This window comes from uncultured Campylobacter sp. (genome assembly GCF_938030145.1).
Taxonomy (GTDB): Bacteria; Campylobacterota; Campylobacteria; order Campylobacterales; family Campylobacteraceae; genus Campylobacter_B.
Genome location: NZ_CALHGM010000001.1, coordinates 18,717 through 36,360 on the forward strand (window position 1 = coordinate 18,717; position 17,644 = coordinate 36,360).

Annotated in this window: 15 protein-coding genes; 3 read left to right on the forward strand and 12 right to left on the reverse strand. The window is 48.4% G+C overall.

Annotation, left to right across the window (positions count from 1 at the left end; translation table 11 throughout):
• Positions 1-70 precede the first annotated feature (70 nt).
• The 12 genes from Q0323_RS00090 to exbB form a co-directional block, all read right to left on the reverse strand.
• Positions 71-610 (reverse strand): hypothetical protein, encoded by a 540-nt coding sequence (locus tag Q0323_RS00090; protein ID WP_298050383.1) that lies wholly within the window; start codon positions 608-610, stop codon positions 71-73.
• A gap of 19 nt (positions 611-629) precedes the next feature.
• Entirely contained in the window at positions 630-1,787 is a 1,158-nt protein-coding gene (locus tag Q0323_RS00095) for a DNA polymerase IV (protein WP_298050385.1), read from the reverse strand.
• Complete coding sequence (locus Q0323_RS00100; RefSeq protein WP_298050387.1) at positions 1,784-2,785, reverse strand: bifunctional 3,4-dihydroxy-2-butanone 4-phosphate synthase/GTP cyclohydrolase II; 1,002 nt, start codon at positions 2,783-2,785, stop codon at positions 1,784-1,786. Before Q0323_RS00100 ends, Q0323_RS00095 begins: the two co-directional genes overlap by 4 nt.
• Positions 2,785-3,282 (reverse strand): HIT domain-containing protein, encoded by a 498-nt coding sequence (locus Q0323_RS00105; RefSeq protein ID WP_298050389.1) that lies wholly within the window; start codon positions 3,280-3,282, stop codon positions 2,785-2,787. Before Q0323_RS00105 ends, Q0323_RS00100 begins: the two co-directional genes overlap by 1 nt.
• A 1,097-nt stretch (positions 3,283-4,379) precedes the next feature.
• Positions 4,380-5,180 (reverse strand): indole-3-glycerol phosphate synthase TrpC, encoded by an 801-nt coding sequence (trpC, locus tag Q0323_RS00110; protein WP_298050391.1) that lies wholly within the window; start codon positions 5,178-5,180, stop codon positions 4,380-4,382.
• Between the two features lie 2 nt (positions 5,181-5,182).
• Complete coding sequence (locus tag Q0323_RS00115; protein ID WP_298050393.1) at positions 5,183-7,027, reverse strand: hypothetical protein; 1,845 nt, start codon at positions 7,025-7,027, stop codon at positions 5,183-5,185.
• Positions 7,006-7,365, reverse strand: a complete 360-nt coding sequence (locus Q0323_RS00120; RefSeq protein ID WP_298050395.1) for a YkgJ family cysteine cluster protein — start codon at positions 7,363-7,365, stop codon at positions 7,006-7,008. The genes Q0323_RS00115 and Q0323_RS00120 overlap by 22 nt, the downstream gene beginning before the upstream one ends.
• Complete coding sequence (locus Q0323_RS00125; protein WP_298050396.1) at positions 7,358-8,599, reverse strand: methyltransferase; 1,242 nt, start codon at positions 8,597-8,599, stop codon at positions 7,358-7,360. The genes Q0323_RS00120 and Q0323_RS00125 overlap by 8 nt, the downstream gene beginning before the upstream one ends.
• Positions 8,596-9,543, reverse strand: coding sequence for an NAD(P)-binding domain-containing protein (locus Q0323_RS00130; RefSeq protein WP_298050397.1), 948 nt, complete (start codon positions 9,541-9,543; stop codon positions 8,596-8,598). The genes Q0323_RS00125 and Q0323_RS00130 overlap by 4 nt, the downstream gene beginning before the upstream one ends.
• 330 nt (positions 9,544-9,873) lie before the next feature.
• Positions 9,874-10,722 carry an energy transducer TonB gene (locus Q0323_RS00135; RefSeq protein WP_298050398.1) on the reverse strand — a complete coding sequence of 283 codons (849 nt, stop codon included), beginning with the start codon at positions 10,720-10,722 and terminating at the stop codon, positions 9,874-9,876.
• Positions 10,719-11,102: a TonB system transport protein ExbD gene (gene exbD, locus Q0323_RS00140; protein ID WP_177389020.1), complete on the reverse strand. Its 384-nt coding sequence runs from the start codon at positions 11,100-11,102 to the stop codon at positions 10,719-10,721. The genes Q0323_RS00135 and exbD overlap by 4 nt, the downstream gene beginning before the upstream one ends.
• A complete protein-coding gene (gene exbB, locus Q0323_RS00145; protein ID WP_177389024.1) occupies positions 11,103-11,522 on the reverse strand; it encodes a TonB-system energizer ExbB in 420 nt (139 codons plus the stop codon). It lies immediately after the preceding gene.
• A 284-nt stretch (positions 11,523-11,806) separates the two neighbouring features.
• On the opposite strand from exbB, the gene Q0323_RS00150 reads away from it, so the two are divergent.
• The 3 genes from Q0323_RS00150 to tsaD all read left to right on the forward strand — a co-directional run bounded on the left by Q0323_RS00150 (position 11,807) and on the right by tsaD (position 17,289).
• Positions 11,807-13,876: a TonB-dependent receptor gene (locus tag Q0323_RS00150; RefSeq protein WP_298050400.1), complete on the forward strand. Its 2,070-nt coding sequence runs from the start codon at positions 11,807-11,809 to the stop codon at positions 13,874-13,876.
• Between the two features lie 361 nt (positions 13,877-14,237).
• Entirely contained in the window at positions 14,238-15,626 is a 1,389-nt protein-coding gene (creD, locus tag Q0323_RS00155) for a cell envelope integrity protein CreD (protein WP_298050401.1), read from the forward strand.
• Positions 15,627-16,281: 655 nt separating this feature from the next.
• Positions 16,282-17,289, forward strand: coding sequence for a tRNA (adenosine(37)-N6)-threonylcarbamoyltransferase complex transferase subunit TsaD (gene tsaD, locus Q0323_RS00160; RefSeq protein WP_298050402.1), 1,008 nt, complete (start codon positions 16,282-16,284; stop codon positions 17,287-17,289).
• Positions 17,290-17,644: the final 355 nt, after the last annotated feature.

Consider the following 17,644-nt stretch of genomic DNA (forward strand, 5'->3'; position numbering starts at 1 on the left):
GAATGCTGCGCCGCCAAAATCGTTTAGAATTTTAAAATTTCGCACCGCAAAGCTTCAAAATTCCACTTCTTTAAACCCTGAGCCCCAGCGTCTCTTTTACCACGCGGCAAAAATCCGCCAAAAACCACCCGAGCGCCTTGTAATAGCTGCTTTTGGCGTTTATCTGCAAGTGCGTAGCAAGCGCGGAAAAGCTAGGAATGATAAATTGCACCAGATAAAGCGTCAAAATTTTATGCGATTTCGCGTCCGTGTTTTGCTTAAAAATCATGGCAAGCAGCGCTAGCATATTGGCTGCATGAGCGCTTTTAAGCTCCGCAAAAGGCTTTTTGAAGCGGCATTTTTCATAAAACAGCTCCACTTCGCTTTCGCTTATGAGCTTGAAAAAATCCATCTCAAACGCCCCTTTTAGCGCCTCAAAATCGCGCTCTAGCGCCGCATAGTCCTCGCCCTGCACCCTCTGCCAAAGCTCATGGCCGTTTTTGTTCTCGATATTTTTATTTACGATGATCCAGTTTTTGCCCAAGCTGCGCAACTTCTGCTCATCTATCACGCCTTTAAAATTCGTCGCAAAGATTATGCAGATCACCGAGTATAGCTCGCCTAGTTTCATCTTTTTCCTTTAAATTTAATCAAATTTCGCTCGCTTTTTTCAGCTTTTCGATGCCGAATTTTTCCCAAATCCTGCTTAAAGATCGATCTAAGCTCTGCTGCTTTTTATCGATTTCGCCAAAGAGCAGCGAGCTGCCCGATTTGCTGCTAAAATTTGAAAGATTTAGCGCCAGATGGATTATCTGCGCGCCTTTTTTTACGTCACAGAGCCTAAACAGCTCAAGCGCAGTCTCGCTCAGTAAATTTAAACTAAACGCCCTATCCTGGCTGATCTGGTGTGAAAACTCTTCGCGCGATTTGTAGCGGATCTTTAGATCATACGTCGTGGGCTTTAGGCCTCTGGCGAGCACTTCGCCTGCCAAATGGCGCGCCAAAATTAAAATTTTACGCCGCAGCTCGTCCCGATCGGCGCACGGCGCGAAGCTGCGCCCAAAGCCGATGCTCTTGCGCTCGCGCTTTGAGACGACTTCGCCCTCATCCTCGCCGCTAAGGGCTGCGAAAATTTTCCTGCCATTTGCGCCCATTTTTTCAAAAATTTCTCTGTGCGCTAGCGCGTCGCCAAAGCTTACGATGCCGTATTTACCGAGCGTTTTTTGCGCCGCTTTGCCGATGCCGAAAAATTTCGCTACCGGCACGACGGATAGCTCGCGTGCGATTTGCGATTTTAAAATTTGCCGCACGCCGAAGGGCTTAGCAAGGCCCGTAGCGAGTTTTGCGATCAGTTTTGCTTCGCTAAGACCGACGCTGCACGGAAGGCTAAAGCGGCGCATAATCTCGCTTTGCAAAAACGCAGCAAAGCCCAGCGCGTCTGCGTCGTATGCCGTGCCGCGTAAATTTAGAAAAAACTCGTCGATGCTAAATTTTTCGATCTCGGGCGTAAAGTTTAGTAAAAACTCATAAATTTCGCGTGAAATTTTGCGGTATTCGCCGTGCTGTGCGCGCACCAAAATGAGCTGCGGACAGAGTCCGAGCGCGATTTTAACGGGCTGAGCCGAGTGCACGCCGTCCGCTCTGGCCTCGTAGCTCGCGCTTAAAATCACGCTTCCAAGCTCGCTCTTGCCGCCGAAAATCTCCTCGTCGCCGCCTCCGACGACTGCGATCTTTTTGCCCGCAAGCATGGGATCGGCAAGCCTCGCTACAGAGACGAAGAAGCTGTCCAAATCGATGTGAGCTATCAAACTATGTCGATCCCAAAACCGCTAAGCCCCGCGTAGTCTTTCGGCTCGCTCTTGCTTAAAATTTTAATTTTCCTTACGCCCAGATGCGCTAAAATTTGCGCTCCGATGCCAAAGCTCTTAAAATCGGCGCGATTTTGCGCGGATTTTAGCATCAAAAGCACGCCGCCTTCATTGCGCAAAATGTCCAGATCGCGCATGAAATCGTTAAATTTCGCATCGCTTAAAAATTCCAGATCGCTTGAAATTTTATGAAATTTCACGTTCGTCTGCGCGCTCTTTTCGGGCTCGCCGAAAATATAGGCGCGGTGCTCGTTGCCCTCGTGATCGCTCACGTCGTAAAATTTCGCCGCTTCGCCGCACAACATAGCGCTTTTTGGCTCGCTAAATTTAACGAGAGTTTCGTGCTTTAGGCGGTACTGCACGATCTGCGCGACCGAGATCATATTGATGCCGTGCTGCGCGCAGAATTTTTCCAGATCGTCCCTGCGCGCCATATCGCCGTCGTCTTTGACGATCTCGCAGATCACTGCGCTTTGCGAAAGCCCCGCCAAGCGACACAGATCCGTTGAACCCTCAGTGTGTCCCGTGCGAGCGAGCACGCCGCCGCTTTTAGCAATGAGCGGGAAGATATGCCCGGGGCGGACGAAATCATCCGCGCGAGCGCCCACGCGCGACATCAGCTCGATCGTCATATTGCGCTCATACGCGCTTACGCCCGTCTTGGCATCCTTTGCGTCGATCGTGACGGTGAAAGCAGTCTCGTGACTCGAGGTGTTTTTATCGACCATCAAATTTAGATCTAGCTGCTGCGCAATCTGCGGGCTAAGCGCCACGCACAGCACTCCGCGAGCATGCGTGATAGCAAAATTTACCTTTTCCGCGCTGCTAAATGTGCTCGCAAACACTAAATCGCCCTCGTTCTCGCGATCGACGTCATCGACCATAACGAGCATTTTGCCGTTTTTCAGATCCTCGATCGCCTGCTCTACGCTGATCATTATCTCTCCTTTAAATTTAATTCTACAAATGCCGCTTTTAGCTTCTCAAAAAGCGGGGCGAACGAAACGCCGTTTACGCGGACGTTTGCGATCGTCGTGATGAAATTCGTATCGCGCTGCCACCGCGGCACGAGATGATAGTGCACATGCTCGGCGATACCCGCACCCGCAGCGGCGCCGAGGTTCATGCCGATATTCACGCCGTTTGCGCCCAGAGTGCGCTTTAAAATCCCCACTCCGGCGCGCACGTAGCGGCTCATCTCTGCCCACGCATCGTCGCTAAGGCACTCGATATTATCGACGTGCTCGTAAGGTATGACCATAAACGCTCCCGGGCTGTAGGGGTAGAGGTTCATCACCCCAAAGCAGTGCCGCGCGCGAAAAAGCACGCCGTTGCGATCATCAAACGCCGCATCCGCCGCCGCGTCGCAGAAGGGACAGCCGCTTCTTTTTTCGGTAAAATATTCGCTTCGCCAAGGGGCGCAAAGATAATCCATCTCTTTTCCTTTCCGAAATTCCAAAATTCTATGAAATTTTAAAATTTGCGTTTAGCAAAATTCTATGAAATTTGGAATTTAAAACTTCTAAATTTCATAGAATTTTAAATTTACGCGACCCGCACTGCTCACACGATGCGGAGCTATGCACGTGGCAGGCGCGACATGCTTTGCAATCACGGGGCGCTTCGACGCAATACGCACTCTGCGGATCGAAGCCCGCGGCGGGCATTGGTGCGCATTTGACGGACACTCATCGCGCGGCAAACATAGCGTCTAAGTCCGCACCGTAGCCGTTCGCACAGCGTGCGATAACAAGCTCGCGATGCCAAAGCGTAGCACGTACGCCTACGCGGCATACAATATCTAATCTACGCAGTCGTTTGCACGGCGCATTATAACAAAACTTTGACGCACTCACAGGCACGGTACGCGATGCCAACCTGCGCCGCAATCACCATCGCGACACGCGGTAAAATTTAACGCGGCGCGGTCACGGCGCAGCTGTATTGCAGCTGCGGCTTAATCGCGTCGTATTGCAGGGTATCACAGCCCTACTAAGCCCCTACACCGTCCGCTTTTACGATAGCTCGCTTTGCTAGACCGCGGTGCGTTGTAGCCTCCAAGCAGCCTAGGTCGCGAGCTGCGATTAAATTTAGGCGCCTTTAATCGCCGATACCGAAGCGCTAGGAATACAAGACACTACGGCAGACGCGCAATTCTCGGCGCTTAATGTTACAAGCGCAACCCCGCCCGCGCGAAGCTTCGCAAACGCAAAGCTAAATTTAAACCCACGCTTTTTGCACCAGCTCGTGATGCGACGGAAAGCTATACAAACGAAAGGCGTAAATTTAAACCTCGCTCCGCAGCCGCTCGCGCAGCGCGTGATAATAAACTCACGACACCAAAGCGTAGCGCGGATGCTTACGCAGCGTGCGATATTTGATCGCGTCGCAACCGCTAAATTTAAAGAACTGCTAAATTTTAAAGTCAGCCGAATTCTACGAATTTTAAAATTTACCGCCTTAAAATTTCGCTCTCTTCGCCAAATTTAACTTCTCGTTCCGATCTGATCTTGCGCGATCAAACAAGCGGGTTTAAATTTCGCCGCCCGCGCCTAGCTTTATCTCACGCAGTGCCGCGCCGACGTCATTTTGGCGCATAAAATGCTCGCCGATCAAAAACGCATCGACGCCCGCCTCGTGCAAACTTAAAAGCTGCTTGTGCGAGTGCAGACCGCTTTCTGCGACGATGATCTTGCCGTTTGGAATTAGCGGGATTAGTCGCTCACTCAAGCTCGTATCGACCTCGAAAGTCTCTAAATTTCGATGGTTGATGCCGATAATATCAGCCCCTGCAAAGACCGCTTTTTTCAGATCGTCCTTATCGTGGATCTCGCACAGCGCCTCAAGCCCCAGCCTGCAGGCAAACTCAAGTAGCTCTCTTAGCTCCTTGCGCTCAAGCGCTTTGGCGATCAGCAGGATAAAATCTGCGCCATAAACCAGCGCTTCGAGGATCTGATAACGATCGACGATGAAATCCTTGCGCAAAATGGGCGTATGCGTGTAACGGCGGATCTGCGGGATAAACTCCAAATCGCCTCTGAAATAATGCGGCTCGGTTAGCACCGAAAAGGCGCTCGCACCTGCATTTTCATACTCCACGGCAAGGCTTAGCGGCTCAAAATCCTCGCGGATGATCCCCTTGCTTGGGCTTGCCTTTTTAATCTCGGCGATGATGCGCAGCGGATCCTTCTCATCGCTTTTAAGCGCGCTTATGACGTCACGCGGCTCATAGGGATTGGCGCTTAGCGAGCGGCCGAGCAAATCCTCGGGCAGCTTTTCTTTGCGAAGCGCGAGATCCTCGCGAGTGCGTTTTAAAATTTCGTCTAAAATCATCGCTACTGCTTTGGTGTCTGGATTTTAGAGCCGGCAGGCTCTTTCGACGTAGAATTCTGCTCTGGCATAAAATCCTGCCTCGATACGGAATTTTGTCTTGACGAGGCAGAATTCTGCGCGGCGGAATTTATAGGCGTCGCAAAATTTTCAGAAGCCGCGGAATTTGGTGTCTGGTTTTGAACCATGGAATTTGCAGACCCAGCAGAATTTTGCGAAGCGGAGTCTTTTGGCGCCAAATTCTGCGTTGTGGTGGGACTTGGACGCGCGGAATCTAACGCAGAGCTTTCGGGCGCCGTAGATTTTATGGAATTAGGCGAAGGGATTTTTATTGCCGGGCTTTGCGGCGCCTGATCTTTCGGCGCGGAGCCTTTTATCGTAGCGGGATTTTGCGATATAGAATTCTGAGGCGCTACGCCTGCGCCTGCGGCGCACGCATCGATCGCCTCCAAATGCTCCTTGCCTTCAGGGGAATTAAAAAATTCTGCGTCTTTGATCTTAGCCATTTCATTTTTAGCCTTGTCGCACTCGCCAAGCTTGTAGTATCCCCAAGCAAGCGAGTCTAGATAATACGGCGAGTCGGGGTCTTTTTGCAGAGCGCGGCGGACGAGCTCGATGCCCTTACGAACGTCTAAATCGTGATCTATTAGGATGTATCCGTAGTAGTTTAGGTGCACGGGGTCTTTAAGCTGCGGCGCGATATTTTCAAATTTCGCCACTACGCTAGATAGGGTTTTGGCATCCACGTTTTTGCCCGCACTTTCATATTCGTAGATCGCCTCGATCGCCAAAAAGTCATAATTTTTGGTCTTCATAAACTCATCGCGTGCCATTTTAATCGCGGTTTTATAGTCTTTTTTATGCGCGTAGGCATCGATTAGAAGCTCGCGCTTGTAGTCGTATTTCTTCAAAAGCTCGATTATTTTATCAAAGTCGTTTGAGTAGTAATAAATCGCTATCATATCGTCCAAGAATTTATTATCCCCCTTGGCTTCATACAGCGCTTCATCGATCTTAGCGACATCCAAATAGCGTTTATTCGCGCGATACACATCAGCTAGCAGCTCGCACGCCATACCCTGGGCGCAGCCGTAGATGCGCCTGTGCGTCTCGATGATGCGGATCGCTCCGTCCGAATCATCGAGTTTATTTAGCAACACGTCGCATAATCTGATGAGATTTTCGTCGGTTTTGTCTAGCTCATAGGCTTTTTCGAAATAGGTTTTGGCTAAAGTAAAATTCTCCATCGCATAATATGTCGCCGCTAAGATCGCATAACTACGCGAAACCGGATCTACGGTGACTAGCTTAAGAGCAGCGGTATTGGCATTTAGATTATCTTTAATGCCTAAGTAGTAGCCGATTTTTACTCGCAGATACTCAGAGTCTGAGCTTAGGCTCTTTTCGCCGAGCTTTAAATAGCGCGCCGTATTTTTACGATCTTTGATCGCAAAAGCAGTCTTTAGCGCTTCTAGCAGATAAACGGACGAGCCTGTTTTATTGTATGCCTTTTCGTATAAAAACATCGATGCGACGGGATCTTTATGCAGTAACTCCAAAGCTGTAAGCAAATCGAAATTTAACTCGGCATCCTCTTGCGCTCGCATCGCGTGGTTTAGCTTTTCTTTGGTTATGCTTTTAGCGCTTACGCCGCGATTTATCAAGCTCTTTTTAATTGCATCTTTTGCACCGTTTTTTGTGCCAATGCTGGAATTCTTATCAGACACCTTTTTATCCGTAACGGACTGCTTCGCTGCTGCAGCATTCGTCCCACTCTCCGCACTTAGATACTGTGGCGCTAAAATCATCGCCGCGATTAAAATTCCGCTTAAAACCTTACCCCGATACATTCTTCCTCCAATTCTTTAGTATGCGTTTTAAAATATTCCCAAAACGGAAAGCTACGGCACTGCTTCGGGCGCAGCTCGTAAATCCCGCAGTTGCGCTGCGCTTCGTCAAAAAACACGCACGCTAAGCCGCCTTCAAAGGGCTTTTCTTTTACGCTAAATTTAGCGCCTATCTTGTCCAAATACGTCCTTTTAAGCTCCGCGGGCGAAATTTCAAATTTTACCGCAAGTGCCGCGATCTCACTCTCATCTATCCAGATGTAGCCGCTCTCTCCCGTGCAGCACTTGCCGCCGCAGTGCTCGCACGCGCTTGCATCGAAGCTGAAGCTGAACTCACTCATAATCCACGCTCGTTAAATACGCGCTTTTGTAGATCGCTTGGGCTTGTGCGGTGCGCCTTCCGTGCGCACTAGCATAGATCGGAATGGTGATCTCACAGGGCGAGCGCGAGTTCTTATGAGCCTGCAAAAGCGCGAGCTTAGCGGGCCTTGAAATGTCAGGATAGACAAAACCAAGCCTCGTCAAATTTAGCCTAAACTCGCCTAAAAGCTCGCAAATTTTAGCTAGCTTGCCCGCCTCGTAGCAAAAAATAAGCGTACCGCCAGGCTTGAGATGAGCATTCGCAGATCGCACGAAATCCCGTAGGCTAAGGCTTGCTGCGCTCTTACTAAGCGCCATGTGAGGCTCTTTGCTAAGCGAAATGCGCTCGCGATAAAATGGCGGATTTGAAACGATAAAGTCAAAACGCTTCTCGCTTTTAAACTCCGCAAAATCCGCGTGCAAAATCTCGGCAGGCAGATCGTTTTGCAAAGAATTTAGCCTTAAGATTTCTAAATTTCGCTCTTGAATTTCTAGCAAGCTTAGATTGATGCTTTTAAAATCGCGTTTTAGCAAAAATCCCAAAATTCCACATCCTGCGCCCACATCCAGCACGTCGCCGTATATCGCTCGCGGATTTAGAGCGCTTTTTAAACTACGCTCATCGCAAACTGCAAAGCCGCCGTCACGCAAGCACTCCGCAGTAAAATCCGCGCGCACCTTGGCGTCTTTAAATTTGCTCGCGAAATCTTTATCGTGCGTCTTTTTAGATTCTAAAGGCTGCGCGATTTGCTCGTCACAAAATTTAAAATTTTCACCGCTTGCGATATCAGGCTTTAAAGCATGATGGGCTTCGTAGCTTTGAAAATAGGAATTTTTATAGCGCTCGCTTTGAAATTTCTCCTGAAATTCCGCTTGAAATTCCTTTTTAAATTCCGCCTTAAGTTCAGCGCAGCCCTTACTTCCAAAATCGCGATCATTCCCCACGTTATGGTTAGCGGCATACGACTCTTCTTTGCTAAAAGCGCAATCCTCGGCACAAAATTCCGCTTCGCCGCCTGCGAAATCCGAAGCGCAAAACTGCGCATTAAAACCTCCATCTGTCGCGTCTTTAAATTCAGCACCACAGCCCAGCGCCCAAGAGCCATTTTGCGATGCTGCGTCAGCTTTACGCACGCCTGAGCTTCTTATAAAATTCCACAAAAAAATCGTATCGCTTGTGTAACGATAGCCCTTTTTCGGCTGATAAAGCCTCATCTGCGGATATTTTTGATGATGGTATGAGCGTGATTTATCGCCACCACGATCGATCCGCCGCTTCTGCTGATGAGATCTCCGCCCACGTAAAGCCCACTAGTGGCGGTTTGAAGATTTTCATCCACGATCGGCACGCCGTTTTCATCGTAAGCGATGCCGCATTTTTTAAGAAAATCGATCGGGCTCGTGCCGCCAATCGCGTAGATCACTCGGTCAAATACGAGCTCGGTGCCATTATCAAATTTTACCAGCACCTTGCCGTTTTCATTCTCAAGAGCCTCTATATCGATGCCTAAACGCAAGATGATGTTGCCGTATTTGGTCTCGTGCATTACGTCGCTTTCGTTCGTCTCGTTTAGGCGGGTAAATTTAGCCTTGCGATAGCAAAGCGTCACGACATTGGTCTTGCATAGCGCTATAGCGTATTCCGCGGCTGAGTTACCGCCTCCGACAACTAGAATTTTTTCATTAATCGTGCATTTATCAAGATTGAAATTTACGCGTTGCGTGATCGAAGGCGGAATTTTATAAGCGGGCTTATTAGGCTTGCCCATCCTACCAATTGCGACGATGACGTTGCGCGCGCGGTATCCAGCCGAGCTAGTCGTGATATAAAACTCATCTGCGTGCTTTTCGATCTTTTCGACCTCACTTTTGAAATTCGTATCGATTTCGTCGCTATCTAAGAGCTCGTCAAAATAATTTAGCACGCTCTCTTTCGTGCCGGTTTCAAACGAAATAGAGCCGCGCGTCTCGCTGTCAAAGCCCTTATATTCTTTATCGACGCGTTTTTTATCTTTGTAAAACTGCCTAATTGTTTGAGAGTGGTTGTCGCCTTTTTCAAGCAGAAGTACGTGCGCAAGCCCGTTTCTTTTGGCTTCTACTACGGAAGCAATGCCGCAAGGACCGCCGCCGATCACCGCCAAGTCGTAAACGTCTATCATAAATTTCCTTTAATCTTTTAAATTTCATACAAAATTATAGTAAAAATTCCATTAAAATCAGTGGAATTTCCTAGCAATTTCGCAGCTTAAATTTAAAATTTTAACGCTTTAAGATGCTTGCTTGGCTAAATTTGAAAAGACATAATTTTCTCCGTTTAAATTTTAAATTCCAAGACGCCAATCCGTTTATAAAAGTTCATGCGGCGAAAGTGGCGAATTTAAAATTTTACTTCGCCAAGATGGAATTTTGCGAGCTAAGATAAAGCGGTAAGGGCGGCAAATTTTAAAATTTCACCGCCCAGGCAGGGGTTTTTAGTAGAAACTTTAAGGCTAGTTAAAATTTAGCGTATATTTTATGCTAAAGTTAAATTCCATATCTTTCTCGACCTTTGGAAAGCTACCTTTTGTGCGCTCGACCGCGCTTAACGCGCCCTCATCAAGCGAATCGACATTCGAGGAGGACGTAACGCGAAGACCCTTAACATCGCCGCTTGTCGTATAGGTAAAGTGCACGCCTACGACGCCAATTTTACGCATACGTTGGGCATTTTTAGGATAATGCGACTGCGCGTAGCGCGAAATAATGGCAAAAATTTTCTTGCCGACATCGCTATTGCTAGGATCGCCGCGGCTTGTTATAGCGTCGCTACCGCCGCCTGCGCTACTGGAGCCGCCGCCCCCGCCGCTACCCAGCGAAATAGGCTTTGTCGGGTCAAATTTTGCCGTTAAATTCCTATCGCTGCTTTGAACTTTATGCTCTTTTTTCGGCTTAGGTTTTTCGATCGGTTTTGGTTTTTCTACCGGCTTTGGCTTGGGCTTTTCGACCGGTTTTGGTTTTTCGACTACAGGCTCTGGTATAGGCTCCGATTCAGGAATCGGCTCTGGCTCCGGTATTGGCTCCGGCTCAGGCGGAGTTGGTTCCGGTTCGGGCTCGGGCTCCGGCGGAGTGGGCTCTGGCTCAGGATCCGGTTCGGACTGATCGGAAGGAGGCGGGATATTGGGTTCATCGGAGATATCGCCCTGCTTGGCCTCATCCATTATGCTATCGATGGAAAAGGCTATCATATCGGGCATGCTAGGCGGCTTCGGTGCCGACGATAAAAGAGCAAAAACACCCACAGCGATGATGCAATGCAGCACCAAAGATATGATGAAGCCTATTGCGCTATCTTTATTCATTGCTCTTTTTCGGTCACGATCGCAAATTTTTCATGGCCCGCCTTTTTTAGGACATCCATGATAGAAATGAAAGAGGAAAATTTCGAGTCTTTATCGTTTTTTAGCACGACAAGATCGTTTTTATCGAGTGCGGCAATTTTTTTCTCAAGCTCATCCTCGCTTATTGCAATATCGTCTAGGTAAATTTTAGATTCGCTATCCACTTTAATGGTAACTTTTTTATCCTCTTGCGGGTTTTGCGAGCTTGAAGAAGATGGAAGATTTACCTTAATATGCCCCTGCGCAATGAAAGTCGAGACACTAAGCACGATCGCTAACAGCACCAGCATAATGTCAATGAACGGGACGATATTTAGCCCGTCTCGTCTAGGAATGCTCATTTATTTAACCTCATCGTAGCGATTTAGAAGCACATCAACTTTACGGACGAAACCGTTGTAGATGATAAGCGTAGGCACGGCGACTACTAGACCCGTAGCCGTAGCTTTAAGGGCAAGCGAGAGACCTTGCATGATAGCCTTGGTATCGATACCGCTTGCAGTACTCATATCAAAAAATGTGATCATAATGCCAATAACTGTGCCTAAAAGACCGATGTACGGAGCATTTGAATAAACAATATAAAGTGTCGTTAAATTTTTTGTCAGAGCCTCTTCATATAGCGCCTTGCTTTTGTAATCGCTCGCCTTAACCTTCGAATAAAAAAGCAGCCTTTCGATACTGAACCACACGACTAAAAAGCTCATAAATCCGAGGATCGCAAAGATAATGTAATCCACGTAATGCGCCAAAAATTCCATAATGCCCATAAGCTCTCCTTAAAAATTTTAAAAATTTTTATAAATTCAGCAAAGTGCCTTGCCAAAAAATGAGCGATTTTATCAAAAGTAGATTTAATTTTTACTAAAATTTTGATGATCGATATTTAAATTATATTTTATCATTTAGCTTTATTTAATGATAATAAAGCATTCGGAGATAAAATTGTAATGATTTTAAAATGTCTTGATAATTAATATAAAATAAAGGATTAATTTTATATTATTCGCCGTTTTTTAATTTTATTATCATTTAGGAATTTCGTATGAAAAAATTTCATCTGGCTTTGTCTTTGTGCGCGGTTCTTTGCTTAAGCGTACAAGCAGACGAGAAATCAAGCGCTACGGACGCATCCAAAAGCAAGGATTCAAATACGCAAAGCCTAGGCGTAATCGAAGTTACTAGCGATTCTAGCACGCCTAGCACCGTGGATGATGTCAAAATCAATACCCGCAACGCCACGCTCGTAAAAGACGTATTTCGCGACATCCCAGGCGTTTATGTGGGCGGCACCAACGGCATGAATCAAAAAATTTATATGCGCGGTGTGAGCGATCGCGGTCTAAATATCACGATTGACGGCGCGAAGCAAAACGGCAATACCTTTCATCACAACGCCGATTTACTAATCGATCCTGATCTTATCAAAGCCGTAGAGGTCGATGTAGGCGCGCGCTCGGTCGTGAACGGCTCGGGCGCTTTGGGCGGCTCAGTTGCCTTCAGGACGGTAGACGCTTCTGACATGCTTGAGGACGGTCAGGATATCGGCGCCAAGCTCAAAGTGGGCTATACGAGCAATAACGAAGGCTATTCGCAAAGTGCGATGCTCTACGGCAGAGCGTTTGATAGCCTAGATATGCTTGCTGCGTTTAAGCACTACGGATACGGCTTCGGCGAATCGGGCAACGGCAAGCCTACGGGCGGCGACGGCAACGATATAAATTATTTATTAAAAGCGGGCTATAGCTTTTTGGATTTTCATAAAATTTCGCTCTCTACCGAGCATATGCAGTATAAAGGTCTCTATCCGCTGCGACCGGAATTCGGCTCATGGCTAAACGGGCAGCTGGATAACCGCAAATACGAGCGCGATACGCACACGATCAAATACACATATAATCCAAGCGACTTGCTAGAGCTCGACATCACGGGATATTACACCAAGCATCAACGCATCGGCTCTACTTCGTCAGGCTCAAAATGGGGCGTCGAGACCAAAGGCGGCAAAATCGGCGCTAAAAGTAAATTTGAAACGGGCGATCTGGCTCATACGCTGCGCTACGGCTTTGATTACTACCGCTCCGAAAACTACGTCAAGCCCGGCAATCTACGCCCCGAAAAGGTCGATAATTATAGCTTTTATATCGAGGATGCTATGCGCTACGGTGGGCTTACGGTAACTCCTGGCGTGCGCTACGAAAGGCACGAGCTAAAGACTTACAACGGTAGAGGCGCTAATATCTCTAGCTACAAATATAAATTCAACGAAGTAAGCCCCGCCTTGGCGCTTGATTACGAGATCGGCGCAGGATTTGGGGCATTTGCGAGCTATGCGCGAGTATTTAGAGGGCCTGACGTAATGGAGAGCATGATGGCTGCGGGTACTAGCCGCGGCAGACCACTAAGCTGGATGGCCAATGAAAATTTAAAGGCCACTACGGGTAACGCCTACGAAATAGGCGGTCGCTACAAAAGCGAGCTAGGAGAGAACTCCTCGGTAAGCCTAACTGCGAAGTATTTCAGAACGGAATATAAAAATCTCATCGTAGATAACAATGCTCGCGGCGGCGTTATCGGCTGCCCTGGAGGCGCGCAGGGCACCTTATGCAGGGCTAATGCAGGCGGCGCGGATATTGACGGCGTCGAGCTTTACGCAAGATTGATATTAGATGATTTGAGCCTTGCTGCGGGCTATACTCACCAGCACGTAGAATATAAAGACCGCGTGCGCAGCGGCTCGGGCTATCTAAGCTCAAACATTATCGGCTACCGCGACTATGGCGATAAATACACCTTCAATGCCGAGTACGCAATCTCTGCGGCGGATCTACTGCTGGGCTATAACTTGCTCTTTTTCGACTCCAAAAACGTAGTCTCTGCAGCTAGCGACGAAAAAACCAAGGTGCCTAGCTATGCAGTTCACGATCTATACGTCACCTACGCTCCGGATAGCGGACGATTTAAAGGGCTTGAAATCAACGCAGGCGTTTACAATCTCTTTGATAAAGCCTACGCGTCGCACTCACAGCGCAGCGCCGATTTCACCGGTAATTCAAACGCTATCGACTGGGAGCCGGGACGAAATTTCAAGCTAAGCGTGGCGTATAAATTTTAAAGCTTACGCGAGATGACGGTACGAAATTTTGCACGCTAAAGCGGCGAAATTTTAAAAATTCAAAGCCTTTGGAATTTCAAAATTCCTAGGGCTTTGGAAATTTGAAATTTTTGGACTTAGAATTTCAAGCTTTTAAATTCTATTAACATAAATTTTCTCGTAAAATTCTTGCGAATAGCAAAATTCTCATTCGCAATGAAATTCTAGCTTGCAGCGAAATCCCCAAAATTCAAAGCGATATCCGCAGCGCTTCACATCCAAAGTTCCTTTAGAATTTATAAGATTCCTCCCGCTTCAAGCGCCGTCCGTTTACTATTCATCGTTAAAATTCTGTTTTAAATTCTACCTAAAAGGAGAGCCTTTGTTAAATTCTACTAAAAACGCCATTCGTGGCGCGTTTTGGACGAAACCGTTCATAGTTTTAGTGCTGCTTTTGCTGCTGTTAATTCCGCTAAGCTTTATCGATAATCTTACCTACTCGCGCTCCGAAACCAAGCAGCTCGCGCAGGATTCGATCCTCACGCCGGTGGGCGGCGAGCTGCAAATCCAGGGCCTTGCGATCGTAGTACCCTACGCAGAGATAATCGAAGCGATAGACAAAAGCAACAACGAGCTCGTAAAAAGGCGCGTAGAGAAAAATTTCATCATCGTGCCTAAAAACTACTCCCTCGCGGCAGAGATCGACCCCACCTATCTAAAGCGCGGAATTTTTCGCGTCCCGATATATAACGGCGACTTCGCGCTAAAAGCGGACTTTGAAGCGATAAATTACGCCGAGCTAGGTATCGATCCTACGCGACTAAATTTCGACGAAGCCGTGCTAGTGCTCGGCGTAGGCAATCAAAAATCCTTCACCGCATCCCCCGCTTTAAGCTTAAACGGCAAGGAGCTTAAGCAATATCACGGCAACACCGAGGCTAAAATTTTCGATCGTAGTTTAATCTACAAGCTCCCCACTTCAGCGCTTTCGTCTGATTTCAGCATCAGCGGCACGCTTAAAATCCAAGGCGGCGAGGCACTTCATCTAGCTCCGATCGCGCAAAATAGCCGTTTTGAAATTAGCTCTACTTGGGCATCGCCTAGCTTTGGCGGCGGCTTTATCGCCAAATCGCGCGAGGTAAGCGCTAGCGGTTTTAAAGCTTCGTGGGAAGTTACAGGCTTAGCCGCAGGCATTGCTCCTGCGTGGCTTGCAGATCAAGATGACCGCGTCGCTATGACGAACTGGCGCAGCAACGACGATAGAAATGACGCCGTAAGCATCGGCTTCATCGAGCCTGTGAATAGCTACTCGCTGATTAAGCGCTGCACGGATTACGCTCTGTTATTTTTAGCGGTGCCGTTTTTAGCGATCTTTTTGTGCGAGGTTTACACTCACGAGCGCATCCACCCGATCCAGTATCTACTCATCGGGCTTGAGGACGTCGTTTTTTACCTGCTGGTGCTTTCGCTCTCCGAACACATCGGCTTTGCGATCAGCTACGCTATCTCGGCGATCGCGGTCAGCGCGATAGTATTTTTCTACGCGAGCGCGATTTTCAAAGGCGCGCGTTGGGGCATTTTCATCACCTGCGTTCAGCTCGTTTCATACGCGATCCTCTATGTCATCTTAAATTCCGAAGACTACGCCCTATTGATGGGAAGTCTGATGATCTTCGCGGTGATTTCGCTCGTTATGTATTTTACGCGCAAGCTTGATTGGTACGATACGGCGATCCCAAGCGGCGAGAAAAAACAAGAGTCCGAAATTTAGCCTTTAAATTTAGCGCTAAATTTAATCGCGACGGCCTTTGGAGTTTTAAAATCCAAAGGCCATTTTAAATTTGCTCGCTAAATTTCAACTGCCAAAATTTCATCTATTTAAAATTTATCCGCCGCGGCAGGCAAACTGCGACACGGAAGCAAGGATGCGCAGTGCACGACACGGCAACAGGTGCTGCGCGCCGCGTATCGACGATATGCCGCGACGGCATGCCGATGCGGAGTTAAATTTTACGAGCGCGGCAAGAGCCCTTTAAAATTTTTCGTTTCGCAAATTATCTCGTAACCAAAAGGGCGGCGCTTTAAATTTAACGCTTCAGTCGCACTCGTCCGTTGCGCGATATGTTTTGATAGGGCAGTCACGCCAAGTTCGTACCGCAAAGAAGCGGCATACCGCGGCTGGGCTCGGCGATACAATGCGGCTCGGCAAACCGCGGTGTGGGAGCAAGATGCGCGGCAACGCGTTTTAAATTTAATTCCGTTAGCGCACTGAGCCGAACGGCGCATTTTAAAATTTTCCCCGCGAGCGCGAACATGCCGCGACAAAGACAAAAATTTAGGGCGCGCCGCTTTAAATTTTAAAATTTCATCTGCACCGCAGAGCCGATTTTTGAGTATAATGAGCGAAAAAATTTTAAGGATTTTGTGTGATACTTGCTATTGAAAGCAGCTGCGACGACAGCTCGATCGCGGTGATGGACGAGCGTAGTTTCGAGCTGAAATTTTACGAAAAAATAAGCCAGGAGGCCGATCACGCCAGATACGGCGGCGTCGTGCCCGAGCTTGCCGCGAGACTGCATACTGAGGCGCTGCCGCGGATTTTGCAGCGCGCAAAGCCCTATTTTGGCGAGCTTAGCGCCGTCGCAGCGACCAATACCCCGGGGCTTAGCGTGAGCCTGATCGGCGGCGTAAATATGGCAAAAGCGCTCGCGCTCGCGCTAAATTTGCCGCTCATCGGCGTAAATCATCTCATAGGCCACGTCTACTCGCTGTTTTTAGGCCGCGAGGCGCGATTTCCGATGGGCGTTTTGCTCGTTAGCGGCGGGCATACGATGGTTTTGGATATCGACGCGGCGGGGGGTATCGAAATTTTAGCGACCACCGGCGACGACAGCTTCGGCGAGAGCTTCGATAAGGTCGCAAAGATGCTGGGGCTCGGCTATCCGGGCGGCGCACTCATCGAGGAGCTCGCAAAAGGCGGCGAGCCGCGGTTTGAGCTGCCCGTGCCGCTAAAAGGCGACAGGCGGCTGGAGTATAGCTTTTCGGGGCTTAAAAACGCCGTGCGTGTGCAGATAGAGAAGCTAAAAGAGGCGGGCGAGCTGGATGAGCAGGCGATGCGCGATCTGGCGCGCTGCTTTGAGGATGCGGCGTGCGCGCACATACTGGATAAATTGCAGCGGATCTTTGAGCTGCGCCGCTTTGTGCGCTTCGGCGTCGTGGGCGGAGCGAGCGCGAACCTGCATCTGCGCGAGCTTTTGACGGATCTGTGCGAGCGGGCTGGCTGCGAGATACTTTTCGCGCCGATGAAATTTTGCTCCGATAACGCCGCTATGATCGCGCGCGCGGCGATAGAAAAGCTGCGTAAAAAGGAGTTCACGGCACCCGCAGAACTGCAAATCGTTCCACATCTAAATCTGCGCTCGGCGTTTGAGTGAAATTTTCAAATTTACAAATAGTCTGCGCCCGCTAGCGAATTCTCGCGCATTGAGCGTTTGAGTAAAATTTTATCTCGCGCTCGCTCACGGTTGGGTTTCGGATAAATTTCGCTTTGAATTTACGCATCGCGTTTCGGGCTCGCGCCACGTTTTGTTAAATTTCTCTTGTGTTCGCACCGCCATCGGTGCCGCTGCGCACCTCCTCACCGCTTGCAATATCTGCTAAAATTTGATCGGCTTGTTTACTCGTCATTTTTTATCCTTTATATTTAATCGTGCAGAAAAGTTACGACTTCATGCTCTTTTGGTAAATTTTCTCTACCGTCAATACCGCGATTGCCATATTTTTTTAAAG